The sequence below is a fragment of the Pseudomonas glycinis genome, from assembly GCF_054871425.1.
The window spans coordinates 495,248-513,978 of record NZ_JBTYHF010000003.1 but is presented as its reverse complement, the minus strand read 5'-3'; the positions used below and the strand labels follow the sequence as shown (position 1 = coordinate 513,978).

Annotated in this window: 17 protein-coding genes; 6 read left to right on the top strand and 11 right to left on the bottom strand. The window is 60.5% G+C overall.

Annotated elements, in window-relative coordinates:
- Positions 1-299: 299 nt before the first annotated feature.
- A complete protein-coding gene (locus tag ACYSTU_RS09915; protein ID WP_498997862.1) occupies positions 300-1,442 on the bottom strand; it encodes a hypothetical protein in 1,143 nt (380 codons plus the stop codon).
- Positions 1,443-1,715: 273 nt separating this feature from the next.
- Here ACYSTU_RS09915 and ACYSTU_RS09910 point away from each other — a divergent pair, with 273 nt between their 5' ends.
- The 3 genes from ACYSTU_RS09910 (at position 1,716) to ACYSTU_RS09900 (ending at position 5,643) form a co-directional block, all read left to right on the top strand.
- The gene (locus tag ACYSTU_RS09910) at positions 1,716-3,650 is read left to right on the top strand and encodes a RecQ family ATP-dependent DNA helicase (RefSeq protein ID WP_498997859.1); all 1,935 of its coding nucleotides are present in this window, start codon (positions 1,716-1,718) and stop codon (positions 3,648-3,650) included.
- Between the two features lie 124 nt (positions 3,651-3,774).
- Positions 3,775-5,001 carry a 3-hydroxyacyl-CoA dehydrogenase gene (locus ACYSTU_RS09905; RefSeq protein ID WP_264364363.1) on the top strand — a complete coding sequence of 409 codons (1,227 nt, stop codon included), beginning with the start codon at positions 3,775-3,777 and terminating at the stop codon, positions 4,999-5,001.
- A gap of 216 nt (positions 5,002-5,217) precedes the next feature.
- Positions 5,218-5,643: an acyl-CoA thioesterase gene (locus tag ACYSTU_RS09900; RefSeq protein ID WP_016772173.1), complete on the top strand. Its 426-nt coding sequence runs from the start codon at positions 5,218-5,220 to the stop codon at positions 5,641-5,643.
- Between the two features lie 55 nt (positions 5,644-5,698).
- Here ACYSTU_RS09900 and ACYSTU_RS09895 read toward each other — a convergent pair whose 3' ends face one another.
- From ACYSTU_RS09895 to ACYSTU_RS09880, 4 genes are all read right to left on the bottom strand, one after another.
- Positions 5,699-6,184: a glycine zipper domain-containing protein gene (locus ACYSTU_RS09895; protein ID WP_016772172.1), complete on the bottom strand. Its 486-nt coding sequence runs from the start codon at positions 6,182-6,184 to the stop codon at positions 5,699-5,701.
- Positions 6,185-6,516: 332 nt separating this feature from the next.
- Positions 6,517-8,865 (bottom strand): FdhF/YdeP family oxidoreductase, encoded by a 2,349-nt coding sequence (locus ACYSTU_RS09890; RefSeq protein WP_056787127.1) that lies wholly within the window; start codon positions 8,863-8,865, stop codon positions 6,517-6,519.
- A complete protein-coding gene (gene fdhD / locus ACYSTU_RS09885) occupies positions 8,862-9,701 on the bottom strand; it encodes a formate dehydrogenase accessory sulfurtransferase FdhD (protein WP_071174078.1) in 840 nt (279 codons plus the stop codon). Before fdhD ends, ACYSTU_RS09890 begins: the two co-directional genes overlap by 4 nt.
- A 92-nt stretch (positions 9,702-9,793) precedes the next feature.
- Positions 9,794-10,681: a LysR family transcriptional regulator gene (locus tag ACYSTU_RS09880; protein ID WP_498997849.1), complete on the bottom strand. Its 888-nt coding sequence runs from the start codon at positions 10,679-10,681 to the stop codon at positions 9,794-9,796.
- A 138-nt stretch (positions 10,682-10,819) separates the two neighbouring features.
- Between ACYSTU_RS09880 and lysM the strand changes: the two genes are divergently transcribed.
- A complete protein-coding gene (gene lysM / locus ACYSTU_RS09875) occupies positions 10,820-11,269 on the top strand; it encodes a peptidoglycan-binding protein LysM (protein WP_016772168.1) in 450 nt (149 codons plus the stop codon).
- 94 nt (positions 11,270-11,363) lie between these two features.
- Here lysM and yrfG read toward each other — a convergent pair whose 3' ends face one another.
- Positions 11,364-12,026: a GMP/IMP nucleotidase gene (gene yrfG / locus ACYSTU_RS09870; protein ID WP_071174081.1), complete on the bottom strand. Its 663-nt coding sequence runs from the start codon at positions 12,024-12,026 to the stop codon at positions 11,364-11,366.
- An 88-nt stretch (positions 12,027-12,114) separates the two neighbouring features.
- Here yrfG and nudE point away from each other — a divergent pair, with 88 nt between their 5' ends.
- Together nudE and cysQ are read left to right on the top strand one after the other, a co-directional pair.
- Positions 12,115-12,684, top strand: coding sequence for an ADP compounds hydrolase NudE (gene nudE / locus ACYSTU_RS09865; protein ID WP_016772166.1), 570 nt, complete (start codon positions 12,115-12,117; stop codon positions 12,682-12,684).
- A gap of 7 nt (positions 12,685-12,691) precedes the next feature.
- Positions 12,692-13,519, top strand: a complete 828-nt coding sequence (gene cysQ / locus ACYSTU_RS09860) for a 3'(2'),5'-bisphosphate nucleotidase CysQ (protein ID WP_498998144.1) — start codon at positions 12,692-12,694, stop codon at positions 13,517-13,519.
- A 203-nt stretch (positions 13,520-13,722) separates the two neighbouring features.
- On the opposite strand, the gene ACYSTU_RS09855 is transcribed toward cysQ, so the two are convergent.
- The 5 genes from ACYSTU_RS09855 to ACYSTU_RS09835 form a co-directional block, all read right to left on the bottom strand.
- Positions 13,723-14,178, bottom strand: a complete 456-nt coding sequence (locus ACYSTU_RS09855) for a YiiD C-terminal domain-containing protein (RefSeq protein ID WP_206421231.1) — start codon at positions 14,176-14,178, stop codon at positions 13,723-13,725.
- Positions 14,175-15,557: a sigma-54-dependent transcriptional regulator gene (locus tag ACYSTU_RS09850; RefSeq protein WP_122699904.1), complete on the bottom strand. Its 1,383-nt coding sequence runs from the start codon at positions 15,555-15,557 to the stop codon at positions 14,175-14,177. The genes ACYSTU_RS09855 and ACYSTU_RS09850 overlap by 4 nt, the downstream gene beginning before the upstream one ends.
- Positions 15,554-17,362, bottom strand: a complete 1,809-nt coding sequence (locus ACYSTU_RS09845) for a sensor histidine kinase (protein ID WP_498997837.1) — start codon at positions 17,360-17,362, stop codon at positions 15,554-15,556. The genes ACYSTU_RS09850 and ACYSTU_RS09845 overlap by 4 nt, the downstream gene beginning before the upstream one ends.
- 42 nt (positions 17,363-17,404) lie before the next feature.
- Positions 17,405-17,950, bottom strand: a complete 546-nt coding sequence (gene rfbC / locus ACYSTU_RS09840; RefSeq protein WP_016772161.1) for a dTDP-4-dehydrorhamnose 3,5-epimerase — start codon at positions 17,948-17,950, stop codon at positions 17,405-17,407.
- Between the two features lie 82 nt (positions 17,951-18,032).
- Complete coding sequence (locus tag ACYSTU_RS09835) at positions 18,033-18,689, bottom strand: DUF3916 domain-containing protein (RefSeq protein WP_241668078.1); 657 nt, start codon at positions 18,687-18,689, stop codon at positions 18,033-18,035.
- Positions 18,690-18,731: the final 42 nt, after the last annotated feature.

Sequence of the window (18,731 nt, the reverse complement as noted above, 5' to 3'; positions counted from 1 at the left end):
CTGAAGTGTTGATAACGATGACTGGTGCCTGGTCGCCGACAGATGATTGGCGGCGATCAGGCTGCTCGCCTAGGCAGGGGCTTTCCAGTTGAGTATCTGTGTCTGCGCGACTTGCAGCAGCTCGCAGCCGTCCTGTCAGCAGGTACAGAGCGTGGGTGATGTGGGTGTCGCTGATCAAAGCAGCGACACCCACGACTATAGGTTCGCACCACCACCTCGCGATAGCCGACAAGGCATCGCGTGAAGTAGGAACGGGACGAACAAAGCGCCAGACGTTGCTACCGATTCTTCAACGCCTTTCAACGCAGATGCTGGTAACCGGAAATATCCAGTAGGCTTGTGGTCAGTCCGGTTGCCGGGCGGTAGATCGTGCCTTTGACTGCTGAAAACGGCACGCCTTTGCTGCCCAGCGAGACATAGCGCTCGCCTTTGTCCAATTCGGTGAAATAGGTGTAGGACTGGCTGTGCATCTTCTTGTAGCGGGCTTCGTCGCTGACGATGGCGCCGGTGAGGCGGCGCAGGTCGGTATCGCTCAGGTTGAGCGTTTTGCTCAGTGGCACGCCCCATCGCTTGAGGCAGGTTTCCGCCAGATGGCGAACGATGCGGCCGGGCTCGATCAGCGCGTTGAGGTCGCTGCTGTTGGTGGGCTCGCCGCCGAGCGCCGTGGCGTTGCCAGCAAGGGTGGCGTGGCGACCGGCCATTGGATAGATCGAAGTCCTGGTGCCGGTAGCGGTTTGCGGGATCACGCAGCTGAAGCCTTTTGAGCGCTCGTCGCGGGCATAGAAGGCGATGTATTCCTTGACGTTGGATTCGAGTTTGACGCGGTTTTCCTGGAAGTTGCCAATTCCCGGGACTGGATCAATCGCAAAGATATTCACCGGGATAGGTTTGAGCGCAGCGTCCCTGGACATTGCATTGGCAAGCATATGGCAACTGATACCACCCCGGCTCCAGCCGAGCAGATTGACACGCGTCGGAATAATGCCGTCCTTGCGGAAAGTCTTGATGATCTGTTCCTGCAACTCCTGTTGCGTGATACTTCGGTCGCCATAGTTATACTGGCGCCAGAACCAGGAACCTTCCTCTTTTACATCTTCAATAGGAATGCCTGCGGCTTTCAGACGGTTATATTCTGCCTCGGTAAGTTGTTTACGCTGCCAATCGCATTTGCCTTTGATGATATTCAACGCGTGCTGCACGTTTTCATCCCAGCCTTTGCCGAACAGCGTGCCGGACAAGCCGTATTCAGAGGTCTTGGTGAACAGGTCGTCGGCTTGCAGATTGCCGCTGCCAGGGCCATCGACGACGATCCACTCGGCGAATTCGCGTCCACTGTGGTGTGCAGCGAGCGTAGAAACGATTTCGCCGTCCCAGAAGTTTTTATGTTTGTCATCAAACTTGTTGGAGCCGGTACCGCAGAAAAAGATTGTTAAAGTTGTCATTTCGTTGCTCTTGCTTATGTATAAGAGCAGTCAAGTTAGTTTTAGGCGGTGTTAAAAATAAAGGGCGTTGTTGTGTCTGCGTTTGTAATGTGAAGTTTGTTATATATATGTAGCTGAGCTTTTCGAAAGCATGTCGAGGCGCTTTGATTGTTAAACGCTTGGTTTTCGCTTCCCATGTATCATTCAGTATCGATTCAACCCCGACCTTTTCTCGACTCGCTGCAATCGCCCGCTAGGCTTTGGGCATGGCAGCAGTCAAAGGAGTGACAGTAAATGCACCACACCCTGGAACAGGTTTTTGGTTATCCACAGTTTCGCCCCGGTCAGGAGGCCGCTGTCAGCGCGGTCCTGGCGGGGCGCTCCGCGGCGGCGATCTTTCCCACCGGCTCCGGCAAATCGCTTTGCTATCAGCTGCCGGCGCTTTTACTGCCACACCTGACATTGGTGGTTTCGCCGTTGCTGGCGTTGATGCAGGATCAACTGGCGTTTCTCAAGCGCCACGGTATCTCCGCAGGCAGTATCGATTCGGCGCAGAGACGCGAGGATGCCAACGACGTCATGGCCCGTGCGCGTTCGGGGGAATTGAAGATTCTGATGATCTCCGTCGAACGCCTGAAAAATGAGCGCTTCCGCAATTTTCTGCAGCAGGTGCCGATCTCGTTGCTGGTAGTCGACGAGGCGCACTGCATTTCCGAATGGGGCCACAACTTTCGGCCGGACTACCTGAAATTGCCGGACTACCAACGTCAGTTCAACATCCCGCAGGCCTTGCTGCTCACCGCCACGGCGACACCAAAAGTCATCGCCGACATGCAGGCCAAATTCGCCATATCTCCGGACGATGTAGTGACCACCGGTTTCTATCGGCCCAACCTCAACCTGCTGGTCGAGCCTGTACGCGGTCAGGACAAGCGCCGGCGTCTGGTCGAATGGATGAGCGAGCGTCCCGGGCAACCGAGCATTGTCTACGTGACGTTGCAGAAGACCGCCGAGCACATCGCCGAGCATCTTCAACGCAACGGAATTCAGGCCGAGGCATACCACGCAGGTTTGCCCCACGATCAGCGTGAAGACATTCAACGTCGCTTCATGGCCGGGCAGTCCAATTGCATTGTCGCCACCATCGCCTTCGGCATGGGCATCGACAAGAGCGACATCCGTAACGTCGTGCATTTCGATCTGCCCAAATCCATCGAAAACTACAGCCAGGAAATCGGCCGCGCCGGACGCGACGGACAGCCCTCCGACTGCCTGGTACTAGCGAATCGCGACAGCCTCAATGTGCTGGAAAACTTCGTCTACGGTGATACGCCCGAGCGCGACGGGATTCGCTATGTGCTCGATGAACTCAAAGCCTCGGCCCCGGAAGGGCAATGGGAATTTCTGCTTGGGCCACTGGCGGATCAGAGCAACATTCGCTCGTTGCCGTTGAAGACTTTGCTGGTGCAGCTGGAACTGCGGGTCCTGATCGCGCCGCGCTACGCTTATTACGCTGAATACCGCTTCAAATATCTGCTTGAGCCTGAAGCATTGCTCCAGCGCTTCGAAGGCGAGCGCAGGGATTTCGTTGCGGCGATCATCAGAACGTCCACGCGAGCACGCACCTGGGCCACAGTAGATTTCGAGGCGATGTATTCGCAGTATTCCGCCGAGCGCAATCGCGTAGTGACAGCGCTTGATTACTTCCAGGAAAAAGGCTGGGTCGAGCTTGAAAGCAAGCAAATGACCGAGGTTTACAGTCTGCTGCAAAGTGATTTTGCCAGCGACGCCCTGAGCGCTGAGCTGCACGAGTACTTCACTCGTCACGAAGAGACTGAAGTGGCGCGAATTCACGCCATGCTTGAGGTGTTCGCCACCGAACGCTGCCTGGGTTATCGCCTGGCCGAGTATTTCGGTGACCACAATGCCCCTGAACATTGCGGCCATTGTTCGGTATGTCACGGCCAGATCGCGCGGTTGCCGGAGCCGCCGCCATTGCCGCCGCTTGTGGATAAAAACTTCGCGCAGCTGTGTGGTGAATTTATCCACAGGCATGAGCAGCACATAGGCAGCCTTCCGACGGCCGAACGCCTGACACGGTTCCTGTGCGGAATCAGCGTGCCGTTGTTCACCAAACTCAAGGCGCGGGCGATACCGGGTTTTGCTGCGTTGGAAGAGTATCCCTACGCAGAGGTCCGCGAGTGGGCGGACAGTCACTTGCTCGATTAAGCAGAGAGTCTGTGGTCGCTGCATCCATCCGCTGAATGTCGATCATCACGCTAATAAACTTCAAAAAGCGTCGTGGCCTGACTAAGGTTGGAATCTGTCTTTGGGCCACTCACAAGAGAACAACATGAGCCAGACAAGCTTCGAGATTCAGCAAGCTGCCGTGATCGGCGCGGGCACCATGGGCCGTGGCATCGTCATGTGCCTGGCCAATGCTGGCGTGAACGTGCAATGGGTGGATAACAATCCACAGATGCTTGAGCAGGCGCTGACGACGGTCGCGCAAACTTATGCACACAACGTGCGCCAGGGCCGCATTGATCAGGCCGAGGCGGATGCGCGAATGGCTCGGGTATCTGCAGCGGCGGATTACGCGTCGATCCGCAACGTCGATCTGGTGATCGAAGCGGTGTACGAGAACCTCGAACTGAAGCAGAAGATCTTTCGCGAGCTGGATGGCCTGCTCAAGCCTGAGGCCCTGCTGGCGAGCAACACCTCGGCGCTGGACATCGACGCCATCGCAGCTGCGACCCGGCGCCCGGCACAGGTGCTGGGTCTGCACTTCTTCAGCCCGGCGCACATCATGAAACTGCTGGAAATCGTTCGCGGTGCGCAGACCTCGCCAGCGGCGCTGGAGGCCGCGCTGGCACTCGGCAAGCGCATGGGCAAGGTCAGCGTAGTGTCGGGCAACTGCCACGGTTTTATCGGCAACCGCATGCTGCATCCGTATGTACTCGAAGCGCGCAAGATGCTCCTCGAAGGTGCTTATCCACAGCAGGTGGATGCCTCGCTGCAAGGTTTCGGCTTCGCCATGGGGCCGTTTCGCATGTACGACGTGGTCGGCATCGATCTGGAATGGCGTGCTCGGCAGCTAGCTGGCAAGGGGCAGGATGCGCCCGAGGTTCAGGTGGATAACCGCCTGTGTGAGATGGGTCGGTTCGGGCAGAAGTCCGGCAACGGCTACTACCACTATGAGCCGGGCAGTCGCCAGGCCGAGCATGATCCCGAAGTGGATGCACTGGTGCTGCGGGTCAGCGAAGAGCTGGGTTTCCAGCGTCGCGACATCGGTCCTGAAGAAATCCTTGAGCGCTGTTTGCTGGCGCTGATCAACGAAGGCGCGAAGATTCTGCAGGAAGGCATTGCCGGCTCGGCCCACGACATCGATCTGGTGTACTTGAACGGCTATGGTTTTCCAGCGGATAAGGGTGGACCGATGGCCTGGGCGGATCAGCAAGGGCTGGCGGATATTCATCAGCGCTTGCTGGCACTGGAGACGCGCCAGGGCGATCAGTGGAAGCCGGCGCGGCTGATTGGCGAACTGGCGGCGCAGGGCAAGGGGTTTGCTCACGCATAGTGTTACGGCGAAAATCTATCCCCTCACCCCAGCCCTCTCCCCCAAGGGGAGAGGGGGAAAGGGAGCCGATCTTCGTGATTTTCGAATGTGAGCTCGACTCGACAGTTCAGGTCGGTGTATTTCGAGAGAACACATCGGTCAGTCCCCTCTACCTCTGGGAGAGGGCTAGGGTGAGGGCAAGCGCCCTCACTGAAAAACAAGAGAACCAGCACAACCATGTCCACCCCTCAGCGCATCGACTACCCCCACTTCCAGCCCATCACCACACGCTGGCATGACAACGACGCCTACGGTCACGTCAACAACGTTACCTACTACAGCTTCTTCGACACGGCGGTGAATACCTACCTGATTCAGGTCGGTGGCCTGGATATTCATGACGGCGAAGTGGTGGGATTCGTGGTCAGTTCCGCCTGCGATTACTTTGCCTCGATCGCTTTTCCCGATCTGATCGAGATCGGACTGCGGGTCGGCAAGCTGGGCAACAGTTCGGTGCAATACGAACTGGCTGTGTTCAAGGTTGGCGAAAGCGAGGCGTGTGCGGCGGGGCGGTTCGTGCATGTGTTTGTTGATCGGGCGAGCAATCAGCCGGTGCCGATTCCTGCCGGTTTGCGCGGGGCGCTGGAACGGTTGGTGGTCTAGGCGCGCAAAAAAAATCGCAGCTCAAAAGCTGCGATTTTTTGTTCATGCCTTCGCCTTAATGGTGGCGATAGTACTTGTGATGCTTGCGGTGGCCGTAGGCATGGCCGCGACCTGGATGACCACGGTCGCGGTAGTAGCGACGGTCATCATGGCCACGGTCGTAGCGACGATCATCGTCGTCGCTCTTGTTGCCCATGTAGTTACCCAGCGCGCCGCCCGCGCCGCCACCTGCGGCAGAGCCGATCAGGCTGCCGGTGGTGCCGCCGAGGCTGCGGCCGACAACGTTACCGCCGGCTGCACCCAGTGCACCGCCGATGGCCGCTTCGCCACGGCTGCGCTTGTCGGCGCCGACCGCACTACCACCCGCGCCGCCCAGGGCTGCGCCGATGGTGGAACCTGTATTGCCGCCTAACGATTGACCGACGACCGAGCCAAGAACCCCGCCCAATGCGCCGCCCACACCTGCTTCGGTGGTGCCTCCGGCAGAAGCGAAGCCACTGACCAGGCCAAGGGACAACAAGAGAATCGAGGAGAACTTCATAGAGGATGAGCCTCAAAGGGATGACGGCGCCGATCCTGAGGCTCTGCAATGGGCGTGACAATCAAAATCCGACGAATAACACGACTTGTATACAATAATGCAAGTTACTGTTTTTTCACCGGAACTTAACCGATTTTCGCCGGTCTTTAGCTACTTCGGACAGGCCGTTTTCATGCAGAAACGGCCTTTTTTGTGGGCGGTCGAAAATCTTTGCCACGGCAGATCTGTTCACAGGTCGATCGCTTTCGCGAGCAGGATCGCTCCCACATTTGAAATGCATTCCAACTGTGGGAGCGAGCCTGCTCGCGAAGGGGCCGGATCTGGCTCCGCGGTTAAGCGGATTTAGCCATGATCAACCCCGTCTCACTCGCCGCTTCCAGCCGGATCGCAATGAACTTCGACGTCGGCGTGTGGCTACCATCGCCAGTGCTCTCCAGCGGCACCAGCGGATTGACTTCCGGATAGTACGCCGCCGCCTGCCCCGCAGGAATGTCGAACGCCAACAATGTAAAACCTTTCACCCGGCGCTCGCGACCGTCGTCCCAGATCGACACGATGTCGGCCTTCTGTCCCGGACGGAAGCCCAGACGAATGATGTCGGCCTCGTTGGCGAACAGCACGTCACGCTGGCCCTTCACGCCACGGTAGCGGTCGTCGAGACCATAGATCGTCGTGTTGTACTGATCGTGGGAGCGCATCGATTGCAGGATCAGATCCGGCACCTGGCCGGTGGCGCGGGTGCGTTCGTGGACCAGATCTTTCGGCAACTGATTGGCGCGGAAGTTGGCGCGGCCTGACGGCGTGTTCCACTTGCGGGCGCCAGCCGAGTTGCCCAGATAGAAGCCGCCCGGGTTTTTGATCTTGTCGTTGAAGTCTTTGAAACTCGGGATGGTGTCGGCGATCAGTTCGCGAATGCGCCCGTAATCGGCTACCAGCCAGTTCCAGTCCACCGGTTGGCTGCCGAGAGTGGCGGCAGCGATGCCGGCGATGATCGACGGCTCCGAGCGCATCTGGTTCGACAGCGGCTGCAACTGGCCGTTGGACGCGTGGACCATGCTGAACGAGTCTTCCACGGTCACCGCTTGCGGGCCTTCGGTCTGGATGTCGATGTCGGTACGGCCCAGGCACGGCAGGATCAACGCGTCTTTGCCGTGAGCGAGGTGGCTGCGGTTGAGCTTGGTGCTGATCTGCACGGTTAGGTCACAGTTGCTCAGCGCTTCGAAGGTGCGCGAGCTGTCCGGCGTGGCCTGGGCAAAGTTGCCGCCCAAGCCGATGAACACCTTGGCGCGACCTTCGGCCATCGCATGAATCGCCTCGACCACGTTGTGGCCATTGTGGCGCGGCACCTTGAACTGGAAGCGACGCTCCAGCGAGTCGAGGAACGCCACCGGTGGACGCTCGTTGATGCCCATGGTGCGGTCGCCCTGCACGTTGCTGTGACCACGCACCGGGCACAGACCGGCGCCAGGTTTGCCGATATTGCCGCGCAGCAGCATCAGGTTGGCGATTTCCTGAATGGTCGGCACCGAATGACGGTGCTGGGTGATGCCCATGGCCCAGCACATGATCACGTTCTTGCCTTTGGCGTACATGCGCGCGGCTTGCTCGATCTCGACCAGCGTCAGGCCGGACTGCTCGACGATCTGTTCCCACGAGGTGTCGTCGACAGTGGCGAGGTACTCCAGCACGTTGGCGCTGTGGGCATTGAGGAAATCATGGTCGAACACCGCCGGCTCGCCTGCCTTCTGCGCATCGCGTTCCCATTGCAGGAGGAACTTGGCCATGCCGCGCAGCACCGCCATGTCGCCGCCGAGTGCCGGGCGGAAATACGCGGTGTTGGTCGGCTTGTCGCCGTTGGTGAGCATTTCGATCGGGTGCTGGGGATGCTGGAAACGCTCCAGACCGCGCTCTTTCAGCGGATTGATGCACACCACCTGAGCGCCGCGTTTCACCGCTTCACGCAACGGTTCGAGCATGCGCGGATGGTTGGTGCCGGGGTTCTGGCCCCAGACGAAAATCGCGTCGGCGTGTTCGAAGTCGTCGAAGGTCACCGTGCCTTTGCCGACCCCGACACTCTGCGCCAACGCCACGCCGCTGGCCTCGTGGCACATGTTCGAGCAGTCAGGGAAATTGTTGGTGCCGTAAGCCCGCACGAACAGCTGATACAGATACGCCGCTTCGTTGCTGGCGCGACCCGAGGTGTAGAACTCGGCCTGATCCGGGCTTGGCAGATTGCGCAGGTGCTTGCCGATCAGAGCGAAGGCATCTTCCCAACTGATCGGCTTGTAGCGATCGGACTCGGCGTCGTAGACCATCGGCTCGGTCAGGCGACCCTGATATTCCAGCCAGTAATCGCTTTGTTCCAGCAGGGAAGTGACGCTGTGCTTGGCGAAGAACTTCGCATCGACGCGACGCTTGGTTGCTTCCCAGTTCACCGCTTTGGCGCCGTTCTCGCAAAACTTGACCATGCCGCTTTCCGGCGAATCACCCCAGGCGCAACCCGGGCAGTCGAAACCGCCATTCTGGTTGGTCTTGAGCATCATGCGCAGGTTTTTCAGGGCGTTGTCGCTGGTCAGCCACGCCTGGGCCACACTGATCAGGGCGCCCCAGCCGCCAGCGGCACCTTTGTAAGGCTTGTAGCGCGGGACAGGTTTCTGGTCGGCTTGATGATGTTGGCTCACGCTTGATTCTCCATCGCGGGGCTGTACACCCGCGGCGCACTTTTCTGCGGCAGGTGGATGAGATTGAGGTTATGGCGCCGGGCCCATTGCACGGCCAGGCCGGTGGGTGCCGACAGGCTGACCAGGGTCTGGATCCCGGCACGCAAAACTTTCTGGATCAATTCGAGGCTGCAACGGCTGGTGACAATCGCTAGGCCGCCTTCGGTGGAAATCTTCTGGCGTATCAGTCCGCCGATCAGCTTGTCGAGGGCGTTATGGCGGCCGATGTCTTCTCGACCGAGCAGCAATTCGCCGCTGGCATTCATGAACACCGCAGCATGCACCGCGCCGCAGTGCTGGCCGAGCGGCTGGAACGCGCCGATGCGCTGGCGCAAACCGTCGAGCCATTCGATCGGTGGCAAGGCTGCGCCCGGCAACACTTTGAGCTCAGGCAGCGCCTGTTCGACGGCTTCGACGCCGCACAGTCCGCAGCCGCTGGTGCCGGCCAACTGCCGACGCTGCTGTTTGAGGTTCCAGAATGCGCGATTGGCGATGGTCACTTGCGCGTATTGCGCCGAGCCTGCGCCTGTCAGTTGCAGATCGTAGATATCGCTGGCGTCTTCGATGATGCCGCTGCCGAGGCTGAAACCGACGATGAAATCTTCAAGATCGGTCGGGGTCACCAGCATCACCGCCTGGCTGATGCCGTTGTAGGCGATCGCCAACGCGACTTCCTCGGCCAGCGCGGTGCTGGCCGATGCCTCAAAGGGTAGATCGCTGTAGCTGTAGGTCTGGCTGGCGGCAGGCGCGGGCGTTTCAATTGCTGGCGCCGCGCAGGCTGGGCGCTTGGCGTTCATGGCATCACCGACGGTTTGATCTAGGTCAAGACTAGGCGCGGCAAGTTGTCGCGTCTAATCGCTATTACCGATCTACCGATAGATACCGTCGATCAAGCGTCTTTTGGCGATTTCTGATAAAGCGCGAAACAGGCTTCCGCCAGCGCTGAACGCGGCGCGCCACGGCGCATGATCAGGCCCAGCGGCGCGAGGGTGTGGGCATTTTCGATCGGTTGCAGACGCAGGTGATCAGCAAGGGTTTCCGCGCCGCCATCGAGCGGCATGATCGCGCAGCAAAAACCGCCGTGTACTGCTTGCAGCAGTTGATGCACGGCGTCGGTTTGCAACAGCGGTTGCGGGGTCAGGCCACGGCTGTGGAAGTTGTGGTCGATGGACTGGCGAAAGTGCATGCCGCTGGTGAGCATGCACAGCGGCAGTTCGATCAGCGATTCCCAGCTCAGGGGTTCTTCGCCGAAGTTGAACGAGCGCTCGTCATAGAGCAGGCCCATGCGCGTCTCGTTGAAGGCCAGCGAATCGAAGCGCTCGCTGTCCAGGCGCTCCAGATACGACACGCCAATGTCGATGCGGTTGTTCGCCAAGTGTTCGAGCACCTGCTCGGAGCTCAGCGACGACAGTTCGAAGCGCAGTTCCGGGTGCGCCGCATGCAGACGTTGCATCAGCGGCAACGGATCGAAGCTCGACAGCGGCACCACGCCCAGGCGCAGCGTACCGATCAGGTTACCGCGACAGGCCGCCGCTTCTGCCTGCAGGCCGTCGTAAGCCGCCAGCACCGTGCGCGCCCACGCCAGCACGCGCTCGCCCGGTGCGGTGAAGCCTTCGAAGCGCTGGCCACGGTTGACCAATGGCAGATCAAGTTCTTCTTCGAGGCTGCGCAAGCGCATCGACAGAGTCGGCTGGGTGATGTGGCAGCGCGCGGCGGCCTGGCCGAAATGGCGGGTTTCGTCGAGGGCGATGAGGAATTTCAGTTGCTTGATGTCCATCTTCGCTCCGGGCGGTTGGCGGGGTGTGGCGATTCTACCGCCTGCGGCGCGGCAGCGTCATTGGTCGGACTGGAACCGGGTTTGGCTGGGGTGGTCTAGGCTTGGACGACTGACCCTTTATTACATGGAGTGAATGCGATGAGCCTGTTCAGTTTTTTGAAAGAAGCCGGTGAAAAGATTCTCGATGCACTGACGCCGGACAAGGCCGAGGCCAACAGCGCAGCGCTGACCAAGCACGTGCAGGAAGCGCTGACCGGTATCGATACGTCGAAGATCCAGGTCAAGGTTGAGGGCGAGAAAGTCATCGCCACGGGTGAAGCGGCGAGTCAGGAAGAGAAAGAAAAGATTCTCTTGGCCCTGGGTAACGTCGCCGGCGTGAGTGGCGTGGACGATCAGATCACCGTGACGGGTGGCGTTGCCGCTGCTGCAAAATTTGTCACGGTCGAGAAGGGCGACACGCTGAGTGCGATTTCCAAGCGCGTGTATGGCGACGCCAACCAGTACAACAAGATTTTCGAGGCCAACAAACCTCAGCTCAAACATCCAGACAAGATCTACCCGGGACAAGTATTGCGTATTCCTGAATAACATTCGAAAGCGCTTTCGCGAGCAGGCTCGCTCCCACATTTGAAACGTATTTCGGTGTGGGAGCGAGCCTGCTCGCGATGGCAGCAACGCGACGTCAAAGCCCTGCAATCAAATCCCGGTAATCCTCGACTGCGGCAAACTCCGCTGTGTCCTTCGGCCCTTTGCGGCTGTCCGGTTCTTTCACCGCCAGCAAGTGCGCCACGCCAAAATCCCGTGCACTGCGGAGGATCGGCAAGGTGTCGTCGATAAACAGGCTGCGCGCCGGATCAAAACCGATGTCCGCCTGCAAGGCATCCCAGAACTGCGGGTTCTCCTTGGGATAACCATAGTCGTGCGAGCTGATCAGCCGCTCGAAGTACGGCGCCAGTTCGATCCGTTCCAGTTTCAACGACAGCGAATCGCGGTGCGCATTGGTGATCATGATCACCCGTTTTCCTGCGCGTTTGATTGCATCGAGAAAGGTATCGGCATCGGCGCGCAGGGCGATCAAGTGGGCGGTTTCCTGTTTCAGTTCACGCACCGACAATTTCAGTTCCGCGCTCCAGAAATCCAGGCAGTACCACTGCAACTGGCCGGCGTGGCGCTCGAACAGCGGCTGCAATTCCAGCTCGGCCATGGCCCGGCTGATGCCGTGCAGTTCGGCGTAGCGCTGGGGCAGGTGTTCGAGCCAGAAATGGTTGTCGAAGTGCAGATCCAGCAGCGTGCCGTCCATGTCGAGCAGAACGGTATCGATGTCGGACCACGGTAAAGAAGGCATGGCAACGTCTCGAACGGTGAAAAGATATCCGACGCAAACAATCGGGAAAGCCGCGTTATAGTAGCGCGTTCACGCCAAGGAGCTTTGCATGCGCCAGAAACCCACCGTACTCGCCCGCGAGATCGTCGCCACCAGTCGCCTGTTTCGCGTCGAAGAACTCAAGCTGCGATTTTCCAATGGCGTGGAGCGCACTTACGAGCGTCTGGTCGGCAAGGGCGCGGGTTATGGCGCGGTGATGATCGTCGCGATGCTTGATGCCGAACACGCAGTGTTGATCGAGGAATACTGCGGCGGCACCGACGAATACGAACTGTCTCTGCCCAAAGGGCTGATCGAGCCGGGCGAGGACGTGCTGGCGGCGGCCGAGCGGGAGCTCAAGGAAGAGGCCGGTTATGGCGCGCGCCAGTTGGAACATCTGACCGAGCTGTCGCTGTCGCCCGGTTACATGAGCCAGAAAATCCAAGTGGTGCTGGCCACCGACCTGTATGAAGAGCGGTTGGAAGGCGATGAGCCGGAGCCGATGCGGGTCGACAAGGTCAACCTGCGCGAACTGTCGGCGCTGGCGCAGAATCCGCAATTTTCCGAGGGCCGCGCCTTGGCGGCGCTGTATTTGACCCGCGACCTGCTGAGCCAGCGCGGGGTGTTCAGCTATGAGTGATACCTCGATGAATTTTCCCCATCCGCTGATGGCACCGGTAATTGACTTGGCTCTGCAGGCTGGCGAGGCGATTCTGCCGTTCTGGCGTGCAGGCGTCGAAGTCACGGCCAAGTCCGATGATTCGCCGGTGACGGCTGCCGATCTGGCTGCGCATCACCTTATCGTTGCCGGGCTGACGGCGCTGGATCCGAGCATTCCGGTGCTCTCGGAAGAGGACGCCGACATCCCGCAAAGCGTGCGCGCCGGTTGGCAGCGCTGGTGGCTGGTGGATCCGCTGGACGGCACCAAGGAGTTCATCAGCGGTAGCGAGGAATTCACCGTCAACATCGCGCTGATCGAAAATGGCCGGGTGGTATTTGGCGTGGTGACGATGCCGACCAACGGTCGTTTTTACGTCGGCGGTGCCGGGCTCGGTGCATGGCGTGGCGACGAGGGCGGTATGCCGACGGCGATTCAGGTGCGCGATGTGCCTGCGCCGGGCGAGGCGTTTACCGTGGTGGCCAGCCGTCGCCATTCAAGTCCCGAGCAAGAGCGTTTGCTGGCCGGGTTGAGCGCCAGTCTTGGTGAGCTGCAACTGGCCAATATCGGCAGTTCCTTGAAGTTCTGTCTGTTGGCCGAAGGTGCTGCTGATTGCTATCCGCGACTGGCGCCGACTTCGCAGTGGGACACGGCGGCAGCGCAGGGCGTGCTGGAAGGCGCGGGGGGCGAGGTGCTGGATCTGAGCGGCGAGGCGTTCAGTTATCCGCCGCGAGAATCACTGTTGAACGAGTTCTTTCTGGCGCTGCCGGCGAAGGCTGCGTGGCGCGGACGGTTGTTGGAGTTGGCCCGAGGCTAACTGCCTGATCCGCAATTCCCCTCACCCCAGCCCTCTCCCCCAGGAGAGGGAGCCGACCGAGTTGTCTGGCGCTATGCATCGACCCGGAGAATCGAGTCGATTGTGGATTCGGCGAAGCAGTTTCAGGTCGACGTAAATCTGTAGCATCCCCGTATCGGTTCCCTCTCCCTCGGGAGAGGGCTAGGGTGAGGGGCTGTTGATCTTCAACGGTGCAAAACGTACTGCCCGGTAAATCTCACCGCCTCGTCCTCGCTTCCCGCATTCAGGATCCGCGTATCCAGCGTCAACCGCGCCCGTCCGTATCGCCGATACATCGCCACAAAGCGCTTCCACACCGCGGCATCCGGTGCCGGGCAGATCGCCACGGCGTCCCCGGTCACCGGCAGCGGATAACTGATCTGCCCTTCCTGAATGACGATGTGTCCGTCGGTAATCCCTTCTTCCTGCAAACGTAGATGCAACCAGCCCCAGCCGGCCAGCACCGCGCCGCAGTAGAGGCTGCCGCCAAACATGGTGCTCTTGTGATTGACGTTGGGCGCAAGCGGCAGGTGCAGGCTCAATTGCTGCTCACTCCACTCGAGCACTTTGAGGCCCATCTCGGCGGTCAGCGGAATGTCGTGATGCAGCACCGTTTGCAGGTATTCGCTTGCGCTGCTCATTCGTTGTCTTCCCCGTGGCTGCTGTCGCCGAAATTCAGACCGTGTTTGCGCAGCTTGTCATGCAGGGTCTTGCGCGGAATACCCAAGGCTTCGGCGAGGCTGCGCACCGAGCTGTGCGAGCGCGCCAGTTCGGCGGCGATCAGCGTTTTCTCGAAGTTTTCCACTTGCTCGCTGAGGCCGCCACTGACCACTTCTACCGGCGTGCCACCGCTGCCATCAGCGCTGTTGTCCAGTGCCAGTTCAAGCCCGAGGGCGAAGCGTTCGGCGGCATTTTGCAGTTCACGCACATTGCCCGGCCAGGTGTGGCGCAGCAGCAGGGCGCGGTGTGCCGGTTGCAGCTCGTGGGGCGGCAAGCCGTGGCGGGCGCTGGCTTCATCGGCGTAGTGCTGGAACAGCACCAGTGCGTCTTCGCCCCTTTCGCGCAGCGGCGGGATGCGCAGCGGCGCGACGTTGAGGCGGTAATACAAGTCGGCGCGGAAGCGACCCTGATCCGCCGCTTGGCGCAGATCTTCCTTGGTCGCGGCGATGACGCGGATGTCCAGCGGGATCAACTGATTGCCACCCAGACGCTCGACGACTCGCTCCTGCAGCATGCGCAGCAGCTTCACTTGCACGTCCATGCTCATGCTTTCGATTTCGTCGAGAAACAGCGTGCCGCCGTTGGCGAATTCGAATTTGCCGATGCGGCGTTTCTGCGCGCCGGTGAAAGCGCCGGGTTCGTGACCGAACAGCTCGCTTTCCACCACCGATTCCGCCAGCGCGCCTGCGTTGATCGCTACGAACGGGCCGTTGCGGCGGCTCGACAAATCGTGCAGCGCGCGGGCCACCACCTCTTTGCCGGCACCGGTCTCTCCGAGGATCAGCACGTCAGCCTTGGTCGCCGCCAGCGCACCGATCTGCTCACGCAGACGCAGCATCGGCGTCGAATGGCCGACCAGTCGCGCGCTCAATTCGTTGCGGTCGCTCAAGGCCAGACGCAGGCTGCGGTTGTCCAGCACCAGCCGCCGTAGCGCGAGGGCGCGACGGACGCTGTCGAGCAGCGCATCGCTGGCAAAGGGTTTTTCCAGAAAATCGTAAGCGCCGGCGCGCATCGCCTGCACCGCCAGCGGTACGTCGCCATGGCCGGTGATCAGCAGCACCGGCAACTCCGGATCCTGTGCATGCAACTCGCTCAACAGTTCGAGGCCGTCCATGCCCGGCATGCGGATGTCGCTGACCACCACCCCCGGCCAGTCACGCTCGAGTTGCGCGGCCAGGCCCTTGGCTTCGGACAGCGGCAGGATTTTCAGGCCGGCCAGGTCCAGGGTCTGGCCGAGGGCCTGGCGCAAGTGCGGATCGTCGTCGATCAACACTACCTGGATGCGATTGTCGATGGTCATGCACTTCGATCCTCTGACGGTTGCAGGCTGACTCCGGGCGCGCCGGCGCGCAGGCGCAGGGTGATCAGGGCGCCGCCTTGCTTGTGGTTGGCGAACGACAGCTCGCCACCAAAGGCGCGCATCAGCGTTTCACAAATGGCCAGTCCCAGACCCAGACCCTGGGTGCGGGTCTTGGTGGTGTAAAAGGGCTCGCTGGCGCGGCCAAGAGCTTCCATGCAGAACCCGGGGCCGTTGTCGCGAATGTACAGATTGACGCCGTCGGCGGTGGCTTCGGCACTCAGCCACAATTTGCGCGGCGGGCCTTTTTCGGTGAGCGCATCGAGGGCGTTGGCCAGCAGATTGCCCAGCACCTGACGCAAGCGGGTTTCGCCGGCCTCGACCCACAGCGTGGCTGCGGGCAAGTCGCGGATCAGTTCGACTTCCATGCTGCGCCGACGTTTGGCCAGCAATGCCAGCGCATCATCCAGCGCCGGTTGCAGGGCAACGCTTTCCGGTGCGTGGCGATCACGGCGGGCGAAGGCGCGCAGGTGGGCGATGATCGAGGCCATGCGCCCGGTCAGTTCGCTGATCAGCTTGAGGTTGCCGCGCGCGTCCTCGGTGCGCTGATGATCGAGCAGTACTTCGGCGTTTTCCGCATAGCTGCGAATCGCCGCCAGCGGCTGATTGAGTTCGTGACTGATGCTTGCCGACATGGTCCCCAGCGCCGACAGTTTGCCGGCCTGAACCAGATCGTCCTGGGCGCGTACCAGCTCCTGCTGCGCCTGCTCACGCTCGAGCACTTCCTGCTTCAAACGCCGGTTGAGGCCTTCCAGATCGCTGGTACGTTCGGCCACCCGGCCTTCCAGTTCGCGGCGCGCCTTGGCCTCGAAGGCGATGCGCTCCAGATAATGCCGGCGACGTTGCATCATCAAACCCACCAGCAGCATCACCACCAACAGCGTGGCGCCGCCGATCGCAACCACCGTGCGCACCGGACGATCGATCAGCGTGCGCGGGGCGAGAATGCTGACGCTCCAGCCGGTTTCGGCGATGTCGTGGGTCTGCGTCAGCCAGGCGTCGGCGCTCAGGTTCAGCGGCCGCGGTTCACGGGTCGGGTAGGGCTGGATCGCGGTGATCGCGGCGCGCTCGGCATCGCTCAACGCGCGAGTGGAGCGGAAACGCCATTCCGGGCGCGACGTCAGGATGACCACGCCGTTATGGTCGGTCACCAGCAGTTGTTCCGGGGTTTTGCCCCACAGGCTTTCGGTATGGTCGAGGTCGACCTTGATCACCAGCACGCCGATGATTTTCTCGCCGTTGCGCACAGCAGCGGCGAAGAAGTAGCCGCGTTTGGCCGAAGTGGTGCCGAGGCCGAAGAAGCGTCCGAGGCGGCCGGCCATGGCTTCGCTGAAATACGGGCGGAAGGCGAAGTTGCGGCCGACGAAGCTGTCGCGTTTGTCCCAGTTCGACGCCGCCAGCGTCTGGCCGGACGTGTCCATCAGGTACATGACTTCAGCGCCGGTCTGCGCGGCGATGTTTTTCAGCAGGCGATTGGCGTTGCCTTGGGTAACGCCGTCGTCCGGCGCACCGAGCACCGCGCGCAGGGCCGGCAGATCGCCGAGAATCTGCGGCAACACTTCGTAGCGATGCAGGGTGCCGAGCAGGTTGGCGACGTACAGATCGAGAGTCTGGCGATTCTGCCCGGCGAGTTCGCTGCGGTAATAGCGCTCGGCGAGGTGTTCCAGCGGCCACAGCAGCGGCGCCAGGCATATGGCCAACAGTGCGAGGCTGCGCCAGCGGGGTCTGCGGGGAAGCGGTGGTTTCATGTGCCGGATACGCCTGTAGGGACAGGCGCATTATGCCCGGCCTCAGGCGAAGACGTCAGCGTCCTTGAGCAGCGCAGCCGCCTGGTCCTTGGCCGACAGCTTCGGCGCTTCGTCCAGTTGCCAGTCGATGCCCAGCGCCGGGTCGTCCCAGCGAATGCTGCGCTCGGAGGACGGGTCGTAATAGTTGGTGGTCTTGTAGAGGAATTCGGCGAACTCGCTCAGCACCACGAAGCCATGAGCGAAACCTTCCGGTACCCACAGCTGACGATGGTTTTCCGCCGACAGGCGCACCGCCACCGATTTGCCGAAATGCGGCGAGCTGCGACGGATGTCCACCGCCACATCGAGCACTTCACCCGCGGTCACACGAACCAGTTTGCCCTGGGTGTTCTGCAACTGGTAATGCAGACCACGCAGCACGCCTTTTTGCGAGCGCGAATGGTTGTCCTGTACAAACTGCGTTTCCAGACCGGTGGCGTCCTGAAACGCCTTGGCATTGAAACTCTCGTAGAAAAAACCGCGCTCGTCGCCGAACACCTTGGGTTCGATGATCAGAACACCGGGCAGATCGGTGGTGATGACATTCATGAGGATTTCCATAGACAGGTTTGAATGGGCGACATTCTTGCGCAAAGCGCTGCGGGGCGCGAGTGCGGACTACGCCGGAGCGTCAATCGACCTCGCCAAAATACCAGTGTTCCTCTTCATAAGTCTGCCCATCCCAGCCTTCAACCTCGTAGCGCAAACCTCGTTCGCGCATGCCCTGTGGCAACACAAGACCCCATTCTTGAGCCAGGCTTTTGCCGGTTTCGACATATTCGCTGTCGGAGGCAGGGATGTGACCGCGGTGGTATTCCAGATCCGTATAGATACAGATTTCGCTGGAAAACATGCCGGGAACACAAATGGCTGCGACCACCCTGCAGTCAAGCGCATGCTCAGGACGAGCCAGGCGTAGATGCTGCGCCGCGTCGATCAAGTGCTGGGCACATTGCCTTTTCAGATCGGTCGTTGCCTGTTTTCCTTCGACCATCGCCATGTGAATCGGAATTTTCCAGTTCCAGTATTTATCTTCGAGAGTGAGGTCGGCTGGAAAGTATCCCTCGAAGTCGGCGGCCCAAGAAGCCAATGCACGTAAGCGGCGAGGGATGTTGCGAACCTTTTTGTCGGTAAGGGCGAGGCGACGATGGGACATGACTTGGGCTTGCATCCGTGCTGTGAATTCGGGGCGCAGATTGCACAGCGCGGCGCTGAAACACAATCTGAAAGTCTTGTAGGAAAGTTTGCCTGGGAGGCTTTCGCGATGATCTTGCCGTTTTCCTTTCACCGGCCAGCGTCTTGAGGGGTTGCGTAACCGCCAAGGCAATGG

Excerpts from the sequence above, each read along its gene's own strand:
- ACYSTU_RS09915 (WP_498997862.1), bottom strand. The coding sequence starts at position 1,442 with ATGACAACTTTAACAATCTTTTTCTGCGGTACCGGCTCCAACAAGTTT.
- ACYSTU_RS09910 (WP_498997859.1), top strand. The coding sequence starts at position 1,716 with ATGCACCACACCCTGGAACAGGTTTTTGGTTATCCACAGTTTCGCCCC.
- ACYSTU_RS09905 (WP_264364363.1), top strand. The coding sequence starts at position 3,775 with ATGAGCCAGACAAGCTTCGAGATTCAGCAAGCTGCCGTGATCGGCGCG.
- ACYSTU_RS09900 (WP_016772173.1), top strand. The coding sequence starts at position 5,218 with ATGTCCACCCCTCAGCGCATCGACTACCCCCACTTCCAGCCCATCACC.
- ACYSTU_RS09895 (WP_016772172.1), bottom strand. The coding sequence starts at position 6,184 with ATGAAGTTCTCCTCGATTCTCTTGTTGTCCCTTGGCCTGGTCAGTGGC.
- fdhD (WP_071174078.1), bottom strand. The coding sequence starts at position 9,701 with ATGAACGCCAAGCGCCCAGCCTGCGCGGCGCCAGCAATTGAAACGCCC.
- ACYSTU_RS09880 (WP_498997849.1), bottom strand. The coding sequence starts at position 10,681 with ATGGACATCAAGCAACTGAAATTCCTCATCGCCCTCGACGAAACCCGC.
- lysM (WP_016772168.1), top strand. The coding sequence starts at position 10,820 with ATGAGCCTGTTCAGTTTTTTGAAAGAAGCCGGTGAAAAGATTCTCGAT.
- yrfG (WP_071174081.1), bottom strand. The coding sequence starts at position 12,026 with ATGCCTTCTTTACCGTGGTCCGACATCGATACCGTTCTGCTCGACATG.
- nudE (WP_016772166.1), top strand. The coding sequence starts at position 12,115 with ATGCGCCAGAAACCCACCGTACTCGCCCGCGAGATCGTCGCCACCAGT.
- cysQ (WP_498998144.1), top strand. The coding sequence starts at position 12,692 with ATGAATTTTCCCCATCCGCTGATGGCACCGGTAATTGACTTGGCTCTG.
- ACYSTU_RS09855 (WP_206421231.1), bottom strand. The coding sequence starts at position 14,178 with ATGAGCAGCGCAAGCGAATACCTGCAAACGGTGCTGCATCACGACATT.
- ACYSTU_RS09850 (WP_122699904.1), bottom strand. The coding sequence starts at position 15,557 with ATGACCATCGACAATCGCATCCAGGTAGTGTTGATCGACGACGATCCG.
- ACYSTU_RS09845 (WP_498997837.1), bottom strand. The coding sequence starts at position 17,362 with ATGAAACCACCGCTTCCCCGCAGACCCCGCTGGCGCAGCCTCGCACTG.
- rfbC (WP_016772161.1), bottom strand. The coding sequence starts at position 17,950 with ATGAATGTCATCACCACCGATCTGCCCGGTGTTCTGATCATCGAACCC.